Annotated in this window: 15 protein-coding genes and 1 pseudogene; 2 read left to right on the forward strand and 14 right to left on the reverse strand. The window is 50.1% G+C overall.

All coding sequences use genetic code 11. The features are described from left to right. Positions 1-20 precede the first annotated feature (20 nt). The 14 genes and pseudogenes from D888_RS24875 to rpsB all read right to left on the reverse strand — a co-directional run. Positions 21-167, reverse strand: a pseudogene (locus D888_RS24875) (ketol-acid reductoisomerase); the annotation flags it as partial. A gap of 147 nt (positions 168-314) precedes the next feature. Continuing rightward, positions 315-806 carry an acetolactate synthase small subunit gene (gene ilvN / locus D888_RS0110610; protein WP_020676534.1) on the reverse strand — a complete coding sequence of 164 codons (492 nt, stop codon included), beginning with the start codon at positions 804-806 and terminating at the stop codon, positions 315-317. Positions 807-847: 41 nt separating this feature from the next. Further along, on the reverse strand, positions 848-2,545 hold the full coding sequence (gene ilvB / locus D888_RS0110615) for a biosynthetic-type acetolactate synthase large subunit (RefSeq protein ID WP_020676535.1): 1,698 nt from the start codon (positions 2,543-2,545) through the stop codon (positions 848-850). Positions 2,546-2,899: 354 nt separating this feature from the next. Then, the gene (locus D888_RS0110620; RefSeq protein ID WP_020676536.1) at positions 2,900-3,118 is read right to left on the reverse strand and encodes a DUF465 domain-containing protein; all 219 of its coding nucleotides are present in this window, start codon (positions 3,116-3,118) and stop codon (positions 2,900-2,902) included. 105 nt (positions 3,119-3,223) lie between these two features. Further along, positions 3,224-3,913: a tRNA (adenosine(37)-N6)-threonylcarbamoyltransferase complex dimerization subunit type 1 TsaB gene (gene tsaB, locus D888_RS0110625; protein WP_026362338.1), complete on the reverse strand. Its 690-nt coding sequence runs from the start codon at positions 3,911-3,913 to the stop codon at positions 3,224-3,226. 4 nt (positions 3,914-3,917) lie between these two features. After that, positions 3,918-5,237 carry an RIP metalloprotease RseP gene (gene rseP / locus D888_RS0110630; RefSeq protein ID WP_020676538.1) on the reverse strand — a complete coding sequence of 440 codons (1,320 nt, stop codon included), beginning with the start codon at positions 5,235-5,237 and terminating at the stop codon, positions 3,918-3,920. Next, positions 5,234-6,412 carry a 1-deoxy-D-xylulose-5-phosphate reductoisomerase gene (locus D888_RS0110635; RefSeq protein WP_020676539.1) on the reverse strand — a complete coding sequence of 393 codons (1,179 nt, stop codon included), beginning with the start codon at positions 6,410-6,412 and terminating at the stop codon, positions 5,234-5,236. The genes rseP and D888_RS0110635 overlap by 4 nt, the downstream gene beginning before the upstream one ends. A 32-nt stretch (positions 6,413-6,444) precedes the next feature. Next, the gene (locus tag D888_RS0110640; protein ID WP_020676540.1) at positions 6,445-7,200 is read right to left on the reverse strand and encodes a phosphatidate cytidylyltransferase; all 756 of its coding nucleotides are present in this window, start codon (positions 7,198-7,200) and stop codon (positions 6,445-6,447) included. A gap of 20 nt (positions 7,201-7,220) precedes the next feature. Beyond that, complete coding sequence (gene uppS / locus D888_RS0110645) at positions 7,221-7,985, reverse strand: polyprenyl diphosphate synthase (RefSeq protein ID WP_033423243.1); 765 nt, start codon at positions 7,983-7,985, stop codon at positions 7,221-7,223. A 175-nt stretch (positions 7,986-8,160) separates the two neighbouring features. Next, entirely contained in the window at positions 8,161-8,325 is a 165-nt protein-coding gene (locus D888_RS0110650; RefSeq protein ID WP_020676542.1) for a DUF362 domain-containing protein, read from the reverse strand. A 38-nt stretch (positions 8,326-8,363) separates the two neighbouring features. Further along, positions 8,364-8,921: a ribosome recycling factor gene (gene frr / locus D888_RS0110655; protein WP_020676543.1), complete on the reverse strand. Its 558-nt coding sequence runs from the start codon at positions 8,919-8,921 to the stop codon at positions 8,364-8,366. Further along, complete coding sequence (gene pyrH / locus D888_RS0110660; protein ID WP_020676544.1) at positions 8,914-9,645, reverse strand: UMP kinase; 732 nt, start codon at positions 9,643-9,645, stop codon at positions 8,914-8,916. The genes frr and pyrH overlap by 8 nt, the downstream gene beginning before the upstream one ends. 25 nt (positions 9,646-9,670) lie before the next feature. Further along, positions 9,671-10,579: a translation elongation factor Ts gene (gene tsf / locus D888_RS0110665; protein WP_026362341.1), complete on the reverse strand. Its 909-nt coding sequence runs from the start codon at positions 10,577-10,579 to the stop codon at positions 9,671-9,673. A 125-nt stretch (positions 10,580-10,704) separates the two neighbouring features. After that, positions 10,705-11,667: a 30S ribosomal protein S2 gene (gene rpsB / locus D888_RS21390; protein WP_020676546.1), complete on the reverse strand. Its 963-nt coding sequence runs from the start codon at positions 11,665-11,667 to the stop codon at positions 10,705-10,707. 230 nt (positions 11,668-11,897) lie between these two features. Between rpsB and lptF the strand changes: the two genes are divergently transcribed. Both lptF and lptG read left to right on the forward strand, forming a co-directional pair. Further along, positions 11,898-13,070, forward strand: a complete 1,173-nt coding sequence (gene lptF, locus D888_RS0110675) for an LPS export ABC transporter permease LptF (RefSeq protein WP_020676547.1) — start codon at positions 11,898-11,900, stop codon at positions 13,068-13,070. Next, positions 13,067-14,149: an LPS export ABC transporter permease LptG gene (lptG, locus tag D888_RS0110680; protein ID WP_020676548.1), complete on the forward strand. Its 1,083-nt coding sequence runs from the start codon at positions 13,067-13,069 to the stop codon at positions 14,147-14,149. Before lptF ends, lptG begins: the two co-directional genes overlap by 4 nt. Positions 14,150-14,237: the final 88 nt, after the last annotated feature.

Raw genomic sequence — 14,237 nt, forward strand, 5'->3', positions numbered from 1 at the left:
AGTTTGCTTGGGAAAAGGTCTTAGTTTTTGTCTACGATCTTCTGAATCCAGGGCATCATACTGCGCAGCCTTTCCCCAATTACCTCAATCTGATGGACGGCATTATTCCGGTGACAAGCGGGCATCTCAGGATAGTTGGACTGCCCTTCAAGGATAAAACGCTTTGCACATGTTAAACCCCTATATTTAAATAGGAATTTAACAGGGTTTGCGTGTTTCTAGGTGCTTAAAATGATTGAAACAAATAACACAGCCAGTAGCTTCAAGGCAAACAAAAGCCAAGTTGCCCCTCTGCAAAAGCAACGGAAATCAGGCTAGCCAGTGACCCCTTTGGCACCACGGCCGATGACAACCGGACCCGAACGCACAACCTCTTTAATCCCCATCGGCGTCAACAGTTGTAAAACCGCATCAATCTTAGCAGGGGCACCTGTCATCTCAACCGTATAGGATCGGGCTGTGACATCAACCACTTTGGCGCGAAAAATATCTACGATTCTCAGAACCTCTGCACGCGACTCTGATTCAGCGGTCACCTTAATAAGAGCCAACTCACGAGCAACGTACTCTTCATCGGTGAAATCGACAACCTTGATCGTTGAAATTAATTTATTCAATTGCTTGGTTATCTGCTCCAGGACTCGGTCATCACCACGCGTAACGATGGTCATTCGTGAGGTGTCTGGTTCCAGTGTAGGTGCAACCGATAGGCTCTCAATGTTAAAACCACGTCCAGAAAAGAGCCCCGACACCCGAGCCAGCACACCGAACTCATTTTCGACCAACACAGATATTGTGTGTTTCATCTTGTCTCTCCGCTATTTCAATAAAAAAACACTCTGACCTCTCAAGAAGCCAGAACCATTTCGTGAATCCCCTTGCCCGCAGGAACCATCGGCAGAACATTCTCTTCGCGACAGACCTTAAATTCCATCAAAACCGGGCCATCGATTTCAAGCGCCTGCGTGATTACGCCTTCGACATCCGCGACCTTATCAGTCCGCAAACCTGTTGCCCCATAGGCCTCGGCCAATTTAACAAAATCGATCGGCAACTCCATACAGGTCTGACTGTAACGTTTATTGAAAAAAAGTTGCTGCCACTGACGCACCATTCCGAGATAATTGTTGTTTAAAATGGCAATTTTAACCGGCAAACGGTACTGAACCAGAGTAGCCAACTCTTGCGAATTCATCTGAAAAGAGCCATCCCCCGAGATATCGATGACCTGGCGCTTCGGAAACGCAACCTGAGCACCTAACGCCGCGGGTAATCCATAGCCCATAGTCCCAAGCCCACCTGAAGTCAAAAAAGTCCGGGGCTGACGAAACTGAAAAAACTGAGCAGTCCACATCTGATGTTGTCCGACTTCAGTCGTGATAATGGCATCTGCAGCGCTCAGTTCGGAAAGTTTTTCAATGACATACTGTGGCTTGATAACTGACTCAGAAGAAGTATATCGCAACGGATGTTTCGCCTTCCAACCGCTAATGTCTGCCCGCCAGTTGACTGAATTGTGAACCATATCGGAGACTTCTTGCGGATACCCCTTCAGTTGAGTCAGCAGAGAGTTTAAAACAGACTTCAAGTCCCCGACGACCGGCAGGTCAACGCGCACATTTTTACGAATAGACGTTGGATCGATATCAAACTGGATAATCTTGGCTTTACTCGCGAAAGCATCAATGCGACCAGTTACACGGTCATCGAAACGGGCGCCGACCGCCACCAGCAGATCACATTCCGTCACAGCCATATTTGCGGAATAGGTACCGTGCATGCCGAGCATACCCAGAGACAGAGAATGGTTACCAGGGAAAGCCGCCATCGCCATTAAAGTCGTGGTGACAGGGACCTGGAGCAGCTCTGTCAACTGTAACAACTCCGGGGTGACATTCGCCAGGGTCGCCCCGCCACCAACATATAACACCGGACGCTTTGCTTTGAGAATCATCTGTGCGGCCTTGCCGATCTGGCGTTCATTTCCCTCGACCGTGGGCTTATAACCGCGCATCTTGACTGCTTCAGGGTAAACAAACTTCATCGAGGCAACCTGAATGTCTTTCGGCAGGTCAATCAAAACCGGACCTGGTCGACCGGTACGAGCAATGTAAAAAGCTTCCTTGATCATTCGCGGCAGATCGCGAATATCCTGCACCAGAAAGTTATGTTTGGTACAGGGGCGCGTAATACCGCACATATCCGCTTCTTGAAAAGCATCATTACCAATCAGCGCAGTCGGCACCTGCCCGGTAATAATCACCATCGGAATCGAGTCCATATAGGCAGTTGCTATTCCAGTAACGGTGTTGGTCGCGCCAGGGCCGCTGGTCGCGATAACCACACCGACCTTCCCCGTCGTACGCGCATACCCATCAGCAGCATGCACCGCAGCCTGCTCATGACGCGTTAAAATATGGTGAATCTGGGAATCATACAAATCATCATAGATATTGATGACCGCGCCACCGGGATAACCAAAAACCTGGTCAACCCCTTCAAGGCGCAGGCTTTCCAGAAGAATCTGCGAACCGGTCAACTTCAACGGTACCTCCTCACAAATGTTCTTGGCCTTCTCAAAGAGAGGGCTCTCTTAAATATTGAACTCGGCACAAGCCCAAACACAAAAAAATTGAATGCCATATAGATCCGTCAAACATGCAGACCGCTCAGGATCTGGCAGGAAAAACAACCCTGCCCATGCCAGCCGACCTTCCCTTTAGGGTTAAGCCCCCCATCATCTAGCTAAAACCGATACCATTGACCCCTAAATTTTTTCGATTCAAACAGCTTGGCCAAAAAACATTCCAGTAAAACTAAACACAGCCGATACAGTAAAGGGCCTAAGCATACAGCTTAAGCCCTTTACAACCATGTCATATGAATTCGCCCGGGGTCACTAACAGCCTGTGCTCGCGACGAGTTGCTCCATTTCATCCTTGCCCGCTAACTTCATCTTCTTGACATTCAATACTTCAAGTTCTTCCTGAGGGGAAAGGAAGCCTTTTTTCTTAAATTCATCCAGTCGTTTTTCAAACAGGGAGTGTTCTTCATAAAGCAGGCGAAACCGAGGGTTGGTGTCTAACAGTTGTTGCAGAATGTTCTGAGCTATTTCCATCTTTCACCTCCACGCAGGGGTTTAAGGACTGAAAGACCTACACTAAAAGAAAAACACAGCCGATCTCGGTTGTCAATAAATCATCGAAGGATCTGGCCCTGAAAATCAGCCGGTTTTAGATCGATTAATTTCCGCATCTGAAGGTCGAATATAAATCGGGTTCAGAAGAGCCGGCCCATAGTTTCCATTAAAATGATTCTGCCCAGAAGCCAAGACAGCGGCCGCTGAAGCACGTGGCTGATGATGACAGTCTGCCGGGAAGAGAGCTCGCTCCCCAAGTATGTTATCGATAAGCGGACGATAGAGCGCAACTGCATCACCGACCAAAGCGACGGGTCCGGTAAGTCGTTTAAGGGCGGCCTCTGGCGGCAGAACCAGTTCAGGACCGAGCGCAGCGGGGGAACCATTCTTCCAGTGGAAGAGCGCGGTATAGACCTCTTTTTTACGGGCATCAACAAAGACACAGATCGGAACAGGACAAAGCGGCAGGTTCATCGCCAACAGCTGTAAAGCAGAAACCCCGATCACAGGCAGATGCGCCGCCTGAGCAAGCCCCTTGGCTGTGGCCAACCCGATACGTAATCCGGTAAAAGAACCAGGCCCGTGCACCACGGCAATCAAATCAAGCTCGTCAATAGACAGAGCCCCAGCGTGCAATACCTGCTGCACCTGCTCAAGCAGACGCTCGCTGTGCGTCGCCTTGATATTGAGCAACAGCTCCGCGATCAGTTTTGATCCATCCAAAAGAGCGACACTACCGGTACTTGAAGCGGTATCTAGGGCAAGAATCTTCATAAATTCAACTCGACCAGAAAATCCGCGCCAGATCATTATAGAAGGCCAGAATCATCAGCATGATGAGCAACGCCAGCCCGATCTGCTGCAGAATTTCACGAGCGCGAACCGATATCGGCTTACGAAACACCAACTCGAAAACATAAAAGAAAATGTGGCCACCATCCAAAATCGGAATCGGCAACAGGTTCAAAATCCCGAGCTGAATCGAAATAAACGCCAGCACCGACAACACTGCTGACATGTCAGTTTGGGCGGCCTGCCCAGCGATCTGGACCACGGTAATCGGGCCGCCAATATTCTTGGCAGAGACGTGCCCGGTAAAAAGTTTTTGCACAAAGACCAGGGTCAGATCGATAAGTTCTATGGTTCGACCTGCTCCCTCACGGATGGCGGCCAGCGGGCCGAATTTTTTATTGACAGTCTGCTGCTCCGGCCCGATGCCAATCAGCCAGGCCCCACTATCATGAAGCTTGGGTTGCAATGGCATACGTAACTCTTGGCCACCGCGCTCAATAAGGAGGAGAACCTCCTTGCCTTCGGTCTGCTGAATGATGCGCTTCAAATCATACCAGGAAAAGATTTTCTGCCCGGCGATCTGCAGAATGAGGTCACCACGGTGCAGACCCGCCGCTGCCGCAGGCATACCCGGCATCAAACTGCCGATAACAGCCGGCTGTAAAGGAAGTATCCCGATAGACTGCAGACCTTCAAGGCTGCCATTTTCGGCAGGAATGACGACCGCCATTGGTTTGCCTTGACGGACAACCCCGAAGCGCAACGCCTCCCCTGCAAAATTGACTAGCTCCTTGTTGGCGTCGGACCAGGTCAAAACTTGATCATCGTTCAAACTTTGCAAACAATCGCCGGCGAGAAAACCGGCCTGGGCCGCTTCAGAGCCCGGTGTCACGTAACCGACGCAGGCAGGCTGATCAATATAAGCCGGGATCTGCGTCCCGACCATGTAGGTGACAGGCAAAATCAAAAAAGGCAGAATAAGATTCATCATTGGCCCGGCAGCAACAATCGCCAAACGCCGCATCACTGATTTGTCGGCAAATGATCGCTCGCGCTCCGCCGGGAGCAATTCTGCATCTTCCCCGAGTTCCCCACCCCCCTCACCGAGCATCTGGACATAACCACCCAGGGGGATGGCGCATACGAGATATTCCGTTTCTCCCCAGGTTTTTGAGATGATTTTTGGGCCGAAACCAAGAGAAAATTTAAGAATTTTTACCCCGGCAAGGCGGGCAACGCAGTAATGGCCAAGCTCATGCACAAAGACCAGAATCCCGAGCATAATAATTCCGGAAATGATGGTCATCGATTTACTCCTTCTTCAATCAGGTCTGATGCACAGCGTCGTCCCCAGAGATCAGCTTCAAGTACCTGTTCAAGGGCGCTGATGATCTTTGGCTCATGACTCAGCATGACCTTGGCAATAATCTGGGGGATTTGTAAAAAGCCAATCTTCTCCTGAAGAAAAGCCGCAACCGCAATTTCATTGGCCGCATTCATTACGGCGGGACAAGTGCCTCCCCTTTCAAGGGCCTGATAGGCAAGGGACAAACAAGGGAATCGCTGCAGGTCAGGTTCGGAGAAGCTCAGGTCCTCCATGAGACACAGGTCGAGCGGTTTTTGTTTCAAATGCAGACGTTCCGGCCAGGAGAGCGCGTAGGCAATCGGAGTCTTCATGTCCGGAATACCCAATTGAGCAATCAAGGCACCATCACAATATTCAACCAATGAATGAACAATACTCTGCGGGTGAATATGAACCGCGATCTGTTCGGCCGGAAGATCAAACAGCCAGCGTGCCTCGATCACTTCAAGCCCCTTGTTCATCATAGTTGCGGAGTCAATGGTAATCTTTTTCCCCATCTCCCAGTTGGGATGCGCCAGGGCATCTTTAAGACATACCCGTTGCAATTCATCCATGCTGGTCGTGCGAAACGGACCGCCTGAAGCAGTCAAAATTAAGCGTCGGACATCCCCGCTTCGTTGACCTGCCAAAGATTGGAATATTGCTGAATGCTCGCTGTCGACCGGTATCAATTGCACACCCTGTCGGGCGACCTCGGCCATAAACAGTTCTCCTGCAGCAACCAGAATCTCCTTGTTGGCCAGAGCAATGTCCTTACCCGCACTGACAGCTGCCATAGTGGGAACAAGGCCAGCTGCCCCAACAATCGCAGAGACTACCATTTTTACCTCGGGATGCGTAGCACACTGCACCAGGCCATCTACACCACACAGTATCTCAGGGCCTTCATGACCAAGTTCATGTCGAAGTAGTTCTGCTGAAACATCGTCAGCGACTGCAACTCGTTTTGGCCGAAAACGCACGATCTGCTCTCGCAGAAGTCTGATATTTGATCCAGCGGTCAAGCAGACGACACGGTAGCGCTCAGGGAAAGAGGCGACAATATCCAGAGTACTTACCCCGATAGAGCCGGTGGACCCCAGAATGGCCAGTGCTTTTTTATTATTATTGGACATCAGATATTTCTATGGTCTGTCTGAATGGCATATCAGGAGATAACCTGTGCCAGATAATAGGCGAGAGGAAAAGCAAACAACAGACTATCGAGCCGGTCGAGTATACCCCCATGACCGGGGAAAATTCCACCAGAGTCTTTAACTCCGCAAGCACGCTTGAGCAAAGATTCAAAGAGATCCCCGACCTGCCCAACAACGCCGATAAGCGTACCGACCAGAACGATATGACCGAACCCAAAAGCAGGCAGAAAAAGTTTGGCGGCAAGACCGACCCCCAGGCAAGATCCGACAAGGCCGCCCAAGGCGCCTTCAACACTCTTTTTGGGACTCACTGAAGGGTAAAGCTTATGTTTCCCAAACGAAACACCGACAAAATAAGCCGCACTATCACAAGCCATCACCGCAAACAGTACTAAAAAGACCCAGCCGCGACCATCAGGCAGTTGTCGCAGTAAAACCAGATGCCCAAGGAGTAGCGGTAAATAAACAAGCCCGAGAATCTGCCAACCTAAACGAAAGATCAACTGATCCAGGGGACCAAGGTTGAAGAGATACAACAGGGTCAAAAGGAGCAATGATGAAACTAGAAAAAGCAGGAGTAGATCGAAGCGGTGCAGGTAAAGAGGGATAATCAAAAGGCTGCCAGCTATCGAGCTCAAGTATTGCTCTGTAACACGCTCAGCTTGCAGCGCCATGCGATTGAATTCGAGCAACCCGACTAGGGAAAATGCGGCGGCAACCAGGGCAAAGATCCCCGAAGTGGAATAGTAAAGAAAAGCAATCAACAACGGCAAAGCGATCAGGGCTGTCAGGATGCGCTGTTTGATAGGCCCTCCCCTTCTGCGGTCTGTTCCGCGGTCAAGCCGAATCGGCGCCGCCGCTGTCGATAACTCTCCAGGGCCAGACGTAATTCAACAGGCCCGAAATCAGGCCAATAGGCATCAACAAAATAGAGTTCGGCATAGGCGAGTTGCCACAGCAGAAAGTTGCTTATTCTTAATTCTCCGCTGGTTCTGATCAGCAAATCAGGGTCTGGCACCCCGGCGGTGTCGAGGTTTGCATTAAATTCAGTCGCACCAATCTCTTCCGGGGCGAGCTCCCCTGCCGCAACCTTGCGGGCGAGGCGTCGGGCGGCCCGCACAATTTCATCGCGGCCCCCGTAGGAGAGGGCCAGTGTGAGCATCAACTTGTCGCCTGAAAGGGTCTCCTGCTCAGCAGAATCAAGGGCGTTGCGCACCTTAACCGAAAGCCGCTCTCGATCACCGATGACCCGCAATCTGACTCCGTCTTGCAACATCCGCTGACGCTGCGACGCCAGAAATTCTAGCAACAAAGCCATCAAGGTTTCAACTTCGGCCTCAGGCCGGCCCCAATTTTCAGAGCTAAACGCAAAGAGTGTCAGGTAGGATATTTGTTGAAGAACGCACTCATCAACAATCTCAACGACTGTCCTGACGCCCTGTTGATGCCCGGCAACACGTGGCAGTCCACGTGCCTCAGCCCAACGGCCATTGCCATCCATAATGATGGCCAGATGCCTTAATGGTGGGATATTTACGGTTTTATGTATCATCGAATCTGAACAACAACTCACAGCGAGAGGGAAGAAGAGAATAGTTTAGAGGTCGTTAAAATTAGCATGGCTGGACAACCTCCCGCAAGGTTTAAGAATTACCCCTTCGCCTTAAGAAGTTACAATAGAAAAGGCGCCCCATAGGCGCCCTTTCTATTCTCTATTTCCCAACTGTTCAGTCAACGATCGCACTGACCGGACAGCTGTCAACACAGGCGCGGCACTCGGTACAATCATCGCTGATCGCATAGATATCACCAGCTTCAGCAATCGCGCCGAGAGGGCAAGTATCAACACAGGTTCCGCAAGCAATACATTCTTCAGTGATTTTAAGCGCCATCTATCTTCTCCTTGTTGAAAAAGGGAAATCTGAATTCTTCAAATTTCCATGAGTTCCTGTTCTTTATCCTTTACGATCCCATCAACTTTCGCGACATACTCATCGGTCAATTGCTGCACATCCTTTTCACCCTGTTTCATCTCATCAAGGTTAATCTCTTTGTCCTTTTCCAGAAGCTTTAAGGTCTCATTCAGATCACGACGTGCGCCACGGATGGAGATTTTGGCTTCTTCGCCAATGCGACGAACCTGCTTGGCCATCTCCTTACGTCGTTCTTCGGTTAAAGCAGGAATCGGCAGCCGGATAATCTGACCGTCTGATGAGGGGTTCAACCCAAGGTCGGACTTAAATATCGCTCTTTCGATATCGGAAATCAGTTTTTTCTCCCAAGGTTGAATCACAATCAGTCGCGGTTCAGGGACGCTCAGATTTGCAACCTGACTCAACGGCGTTGGGGTCCCATAATAATCGACCCGGATATCGTCAAGCAGCGTTATCGATGCACGTCCGGTTCTGATTCTGGCGATATCACGACGCAAGGCTTGAAGCGCCTTGTCCATCGCAGATTTCCCTTCTCTAAGAGCATCCTTAACCATGTTTTTTAGCTCCCGTAACAATCGTGCCTATCGACTCACCACACACCACCTTCATGATGTTACCACTACGGGTCAAGTCGAAGATAATCATTGGTAGATTATTATCCATACAAAGTGAAGTTGCCGTAGCGTCCATAACCTGCAACCCCATTTGCAATACTTCCAGGTAGGTCAGATCATCATACTTGATTGCATTCTCATCCGTGGCAGGGTCCGCGGAATAGATCCCGTCAACCTTTGTTGCCTTGAGGATGACTTCTGCACCAATTTCCATGGCACGTAAACTGGCGGCGGTATCCGTCGTAAAATAGGGGTTCCCGGTCCCCGCACCAAAGATAACAACCCGACCTTTTTCCAGATGACGTTCTGCCCGGCGACGAATATACGGTTCGGCTATCTGTTTCATATCGATAGCGGACAAAACCCGGGTCGTAACTCCCTTTTTCTCGAGAGCATCCTGCATGGCAAGACTGTTCATCAACGTCGCCAACATCCCCATATAATCGGCGCTAGCGCGATCCATTCCCTTGGAGGAAGCGGCCAATCCACGGAAGATGTTCCCTCCACCTATGACCAGAGCGACTTCGACCCCCTTGGCGACGACCTCAGCTATTTCTGCTGCAATTGCAACAAGGATATCGGGAGAAATCCCATAACCCTGATCACCCGCAAGAGCCTCGCCACTAAGCTTTAAAAGAATTCGACGGTATTTGATTTCAGCCACATCAATCCCTAGCAATCAGGCAAACTTACTTGCTCAAAGCGGCAACTTCAGCAGCGAAATCGTCCTCTTTTTTCTCAATGCCTTCGCCCAGCTGATAACGAACGAAGCGACTTAGTTCAATGGCAACACCTAGTTCCTTGCTGAGCTTTTCAACAATTTTGTTAATTTTATGATCGGGGTCAATCACAAAGTCCTGCTCAAGCAGACAAACCTCGCCAAAATACTTGTTGATCTGGCCAACGATAATTTTGTCGACAATATTTTCAGGTTTTCCACTATCGAGCGCCTTGACCCGCATGATCTCCTTCTCTTTATCAACGATTTCCAAAGGAACCTGCTCGCGCTTAAGGTACTGCGGATTGGCAGCGGCAACATGCATGGCAAACTGACGAGCAAGGGCTTCGACCCGAGGATCCGTGGAGCTGGTTTTTAGCTCAACCAGGACACCGATCTTGCCAGCACCATGAATATAGGAAACAACACAGCCTACGCCGGCATTACAGCGATCAAACCGACGAAGACTCATATTCTCGCCAATTGTTGCAATTTGATGACTGAGTTCTTCGGCAACAGTCCGCCCCGTACCAGGGAATGCCAGGGTTTTGAGTTCTTCAATATCAACGACTTCACTGCTAAGACAAAGTGTGGCAATCCCTTGGACAAACTTTTGGAAATCCGCATTTTTTGCGACAAAGTCTGTTTCGGCGTTCACCTCAACAAGAACCCCCCTGGCGCCCTCGGCGGCAGCAACAACTACCCCCTCAGCAGCAATTCGACCTGACTTTTTAGCAGCGGCCGAAAGACCTTTTTTCCGTAAAAAGTCGACAGCGTCATCCATGTTTCCACCAGTTTCAGCCAGCGCTTTTTTGCAGTCCATCATCCCCGCGCCAGTTTTTTTGCGTAATTCAGATACCATCGATGCTGTGATGCTCACGTCTTCTGTCCTCCATACCGAGGTTTCCGCCGTACAAAAACGGAAAACCTTATTTATGTTTTGTTTACGCCAACGGCCAGGCACTTCTGCCCAGCCGTCGGAATGTCCAGATTGTGCGTCGTACTTTATTCTGGAGCAGGCACGACGACAGGAGTCTCTTCGACAGCAACCACCTGCTTGTCTACAGGAGCCTCTTCGACGGCAACCTCCTGCTTGTCTACAGGAGTCTCTTCGACGGCAACCTCCTGCTTGTCTACAGGAGTCTCTTCGACGGCAACCACCTTCTTGTCTACAGGAGTCTCTTCGACGGCAACCACCTTCTTGACGGCAGGAGCAGCCTTGGCCGCGGGTGCCGTTTCAACGACTACATCCTTACCCTCGGCAGCACCCTGCTTTGCCGCGGCCTGTTTTTCACGACCTTCATCACATGAATCTGCAATGCTCGAAGCAAAAAGCCGGATTGCACGGATCGCATCGTCATTACCAGGGATAATATAATCGATCCCGTCGGGATCACAGTTGGTATCAACAACCGCAACAACCGGAATGCCAAGGCGGTTCGCTTCTTGAACGGCAATCGCTTCTTTTTTGGGGTCAATTATAAAAATTGCACCAGGCAACTTTGCCATATTTTTGATGCCACCCAGGTTCTTTTCAAGTTTGGTACGTTCGCGATCAAGCTGCAGGCCTTCTTTTTTTGTCAACTTTTCGAAGGTGCCATCAGTCGCCATGGTCTCGATTTTTTTGAGGCGATCGATACTTTTCTTGATGGTGGTAAAATTGGTCAACATGCCACCGAGCCAGCGATTATTGACAAAGTATTGTCCCGCACGGAGCGCTTCTTCAGCAATGGCACCCTGTGCTTGCTTTTTCGTTCCAACAAACAAAACCTTGTCACCGGCTGCGACAGTTTCCTGAATAAATTCACAGGCAGAACGAAAATAGCGTACGGTCTTTTGTAGATCGATAATATAAATACCGTTACGTGCACCAAAGATATAAGGTTTCATCTTTGGATTCCAACGCTTGGTCTGGTGACCAAAGTGAACGCCTGCTTCCAACAGTTGCTTCATCCCTACTTGTGCCATTTTACTGCTCCTTGTTACAGTTCGGTTTGAGTCCTCCGCTTTCGTCTCTCCACCACCGGCTCAGGTATCGCTGAGACCCCGGTTGCAGTCAGAAAGCGTGCGTAATGATTAACCCGAGGTCTATACCATGCGCCGCTATTGCAATCAAGAGAAAATTCGTCGCTATCTGATGGGTATTCTTCAGACGAATTAATTTACAGATTTATCCCGGCTGTAATAAGATGCCGCCCATGAACACACGCCGCATCAACCGCTACATTTTCAACGAGACCCTTATCCCGACCCTTCTTGGGTTGGTGGTATTTACCTTCATTCTGGTCATGGGAAAACTCCCCGGACTGACTGAACTTGTTCTGAACAAGGGTGTCCCGCTGATAAGTATCCTAAAACTTTTCAGCTACCTGTTGCCGACCTTTCTCAGTATCACGATTCCGTTATCGTTCCTGCTCGGTGTCTTGCTCGCTTTCGGCAGATTATCAGCAGACAGTGAATTTATTGCCCTGAAATCAACCGGGGTCAGTCTCTATACACTCTTGAAGCCAATTTTATATTTTTCGATTGTGTGTGTCTTAATCACCGGATATCTAACTCTGTACGGTGAACCCCTCGGCAAATCAGCGTTCCGCGATCAACTCTTCACCATAGCCTCCGATCGTGCCGGCATCGGCATCCAGGCTGGGGTCTTTAACGATAGTTTTGAAGGGCTGATCATCTATGCGGAATCGACGGAAGACAAACAGGAACAGATGACGCATGTCTTCATTTCAGATGAGAGAGCCGCGGGGAATCCGGCCAACATTATCGCCCGTCAGGGCCAGTTTATTCATGATGCGCAAAACAAAACCCTGACCCTCAGGTTAAAAGACGGGACAATACACCACCTGGAAAGTGGAAAAACTGACAGCTACCAGACGGTCGGTTTCAGCACCTACGATATTAGTCTTGATCTTTCCAAAGGGTTGGCGGTCAATGCGGAGCGCTCGAAGTCCCTCGGCGAATACAGTCCATCACAACTGATTTCGGCGAAAAGACAGACAACCGATAAGCGCATGGCGACCCGCCTAGCAGTAGAGTTGCACAAGCGGATCAGCACTTCTGTCGCACCTCTGGTTTTCGCCCTTATCGGGATTCCTCTTGGCCTGCAATCGAATCGCTCGGGAAAGGGGGCCGGGTTTTCTCTCGCCCTGGGCATAGCACTAAGCTATTACGTCCTGCTTAACATCTCCGCTACCCTCGCCAGCAAGGGGGGTGTCCCTCCCGCATTCGCACTCTACTTGCCCAACCTGCTTTTCATCAGCGCCGGGATCCTTCTCATTAACCGGACTGCTCGCGAAAAACAATTCAGCTGGCCTTCGCTATGGGGAACAAGTTTTTTTTCCAGGCGTGGGAGGGCTAAAAAGTGAAACAGATTGACCGCTATCTGCTGCAACATTTTCTGCGAATCTTTACTCTGACCTTGATGGCGTGTGTAGGGATCTATTTGCTCGTCGATTTTTTCGAAAAGGCCAGCCGTTTTATCGAACATAAAGCCAGCATGTCTCAATACCTTATTTACCTGATCAACAGCCTTCCCCTGATCATCGTTCAGGTCACCCCGCTGGTCATCCTGATGGGAACAGTGCTCACTCTGGGAAGCCTTGGCCGCACCAATGAAATTACGGCCCTCCGCTCTTGCGGTATCAGTCTCTGGAGAATCGTACGCCCTTTAATGTTGACAGTGGGCCTGATATCAATCGGCTATCTCCTGATCAATGAGGTTCTGGCGCCAATCAGTACCCGTCAACTCACCCGCCTGCTCGACTATCAATTACAGGGAAAACCCGAACCCTCTCTCAACAGTGATCATATCTGGTACCGCGATGGCAACCGCATCATCAAGGTTGCCTTGGCTCTTCCGGAAAAAAAACGTCTACAGGGAATTTCAATCTTCGAAATGAGTAATGATTTCCGCCTTCAATCCCGTACCCAGATCCCGGAGGTTTATTTTCGCGAAGGTCATTGGTGGGCACCAAAAGCTCAAAAACGCACCTTTGATCTCAATTCCGGAGACCTGGTAAGTTCAACGGCATTAACAAAAAAAGTTATCGATTTTGATCGAAAACCCGCTGACTTCGTCCGTGCAGCCGAGCAGAGCCGATTTAAAAGCGCTCTGGATCTCTGGCAGAGTCGCCGCAAACTTTCTGCGGAAGGTTTTGATGTTACGCGATTATCGGTTGACCTGCATACCCGCCTGGCCGCGCCCTTTGCCTGCTTGATCATGGCCTTTCTCGGAGTCCCTTTCTCTTTGGGCCGTGGTCGTGGCAGCAGCATCGCCTTAGGTGTCGGTTTAAGCCTGGCGGTCGGCGTCGGATACTTCCTCCTGCAGTCTCTCGCACTCGCTTTCGGCTATTCGGGTGCCCTCCCGCCGGTTGCGGCAGGTTGGGCGGCAAATTTGATATTCCTGTTACTGGGGACTTATCTCATTCTGAGGACTCAGGATTAAACCGAATTTGTGAACAAATCGAGAAAAAGTCTATTCTGCAGAGAAGAACTGGCGGGATTCCTGGTATTAAACTCTTTTTGTGTCCAAG

The organism is Geopsychrobacter electrodiphilus DSM 16401, from assembly GCF_000384395.1.
Taxonomy (GTDB): domain Bacteria; phylum Desulfobacterota; class Desulfuromonadia; order Desulfuromonadales; family Geopsychrobacteraceae; genus Geopsychrobacter; species Geopsychrobacter electrodiphilus.

Excerpts from the sequence above, each read along its gene's own strand:
- ilvN (WP_020676534.1), bottom strand. The coding sequence starts at position 806 with ATGAAACACACAATATCTGTGTTGGTCGAAAATGAGTTCGGTGTGCTG.
- D888_RS0110620 (WP_020676536.1), bottom strand. The coding sequence starts at position 3,118 with ATGGAAATAGCTCAGAACATTCTGCAACAACTGTTAGACACCAACCCT.
- tsaB (WP_026362338.1), bottom strand. The coding sequence starts at position 3,913 with ATGAAGATTCTTGCCCTAGATACCGCTTCAAGTACCGGTAGTGTCGCT.
- rseP (WP_020676538.1), bottom strand. The coding sequence starts at position 5,237 with ATGACCATCATTTCCGGAATTATTATGCTCGGGATTCTGGTCTTTGTG.
- D888_RS0110635 (WP_020676539.1), bottom strand. The coding sequence starts at position 6,412 with ATGTCCAATAATAATAAAAAAGCACTGGCCATTCTGGGGTCCACCGGC.
- uppS (WP_033423243.1), bottom strand. The coding sequence starts at position 7,985 with ATGATACATAAAACCGTAAATATCCCACCATTAAGGCATCTGGCCATC.
- D888_RS0110650 (WP_020676542.1), bottom strand. The coding sequence starts at position 8,325 with ATGGCGCTTAAAATCACTGAAGAATGTATTGCTTGCGGAACCTGTGTT.
- frr (WP_020676543.1), bottom strand. The coding sequence starts at position 8,921 with ATGGTTAAGGATGCTCTTAGAGAAGGGAAATCTGCGATGGACAAGGCG.
- rpsB (WP_020676546.1), bottom strand. The coding sequence starts at position 11,667 with ATGGCACAAGTAGGGATGAAGCAACTGTTGGAAGCAGGCGTTCACTTT.
- lptF (WP_020676547.1), top strand. The coding sequence starts at position 11,898 with ATGAACACACGCCGCATCAACCGCTACATTTTCAACGAGACCCTTATC.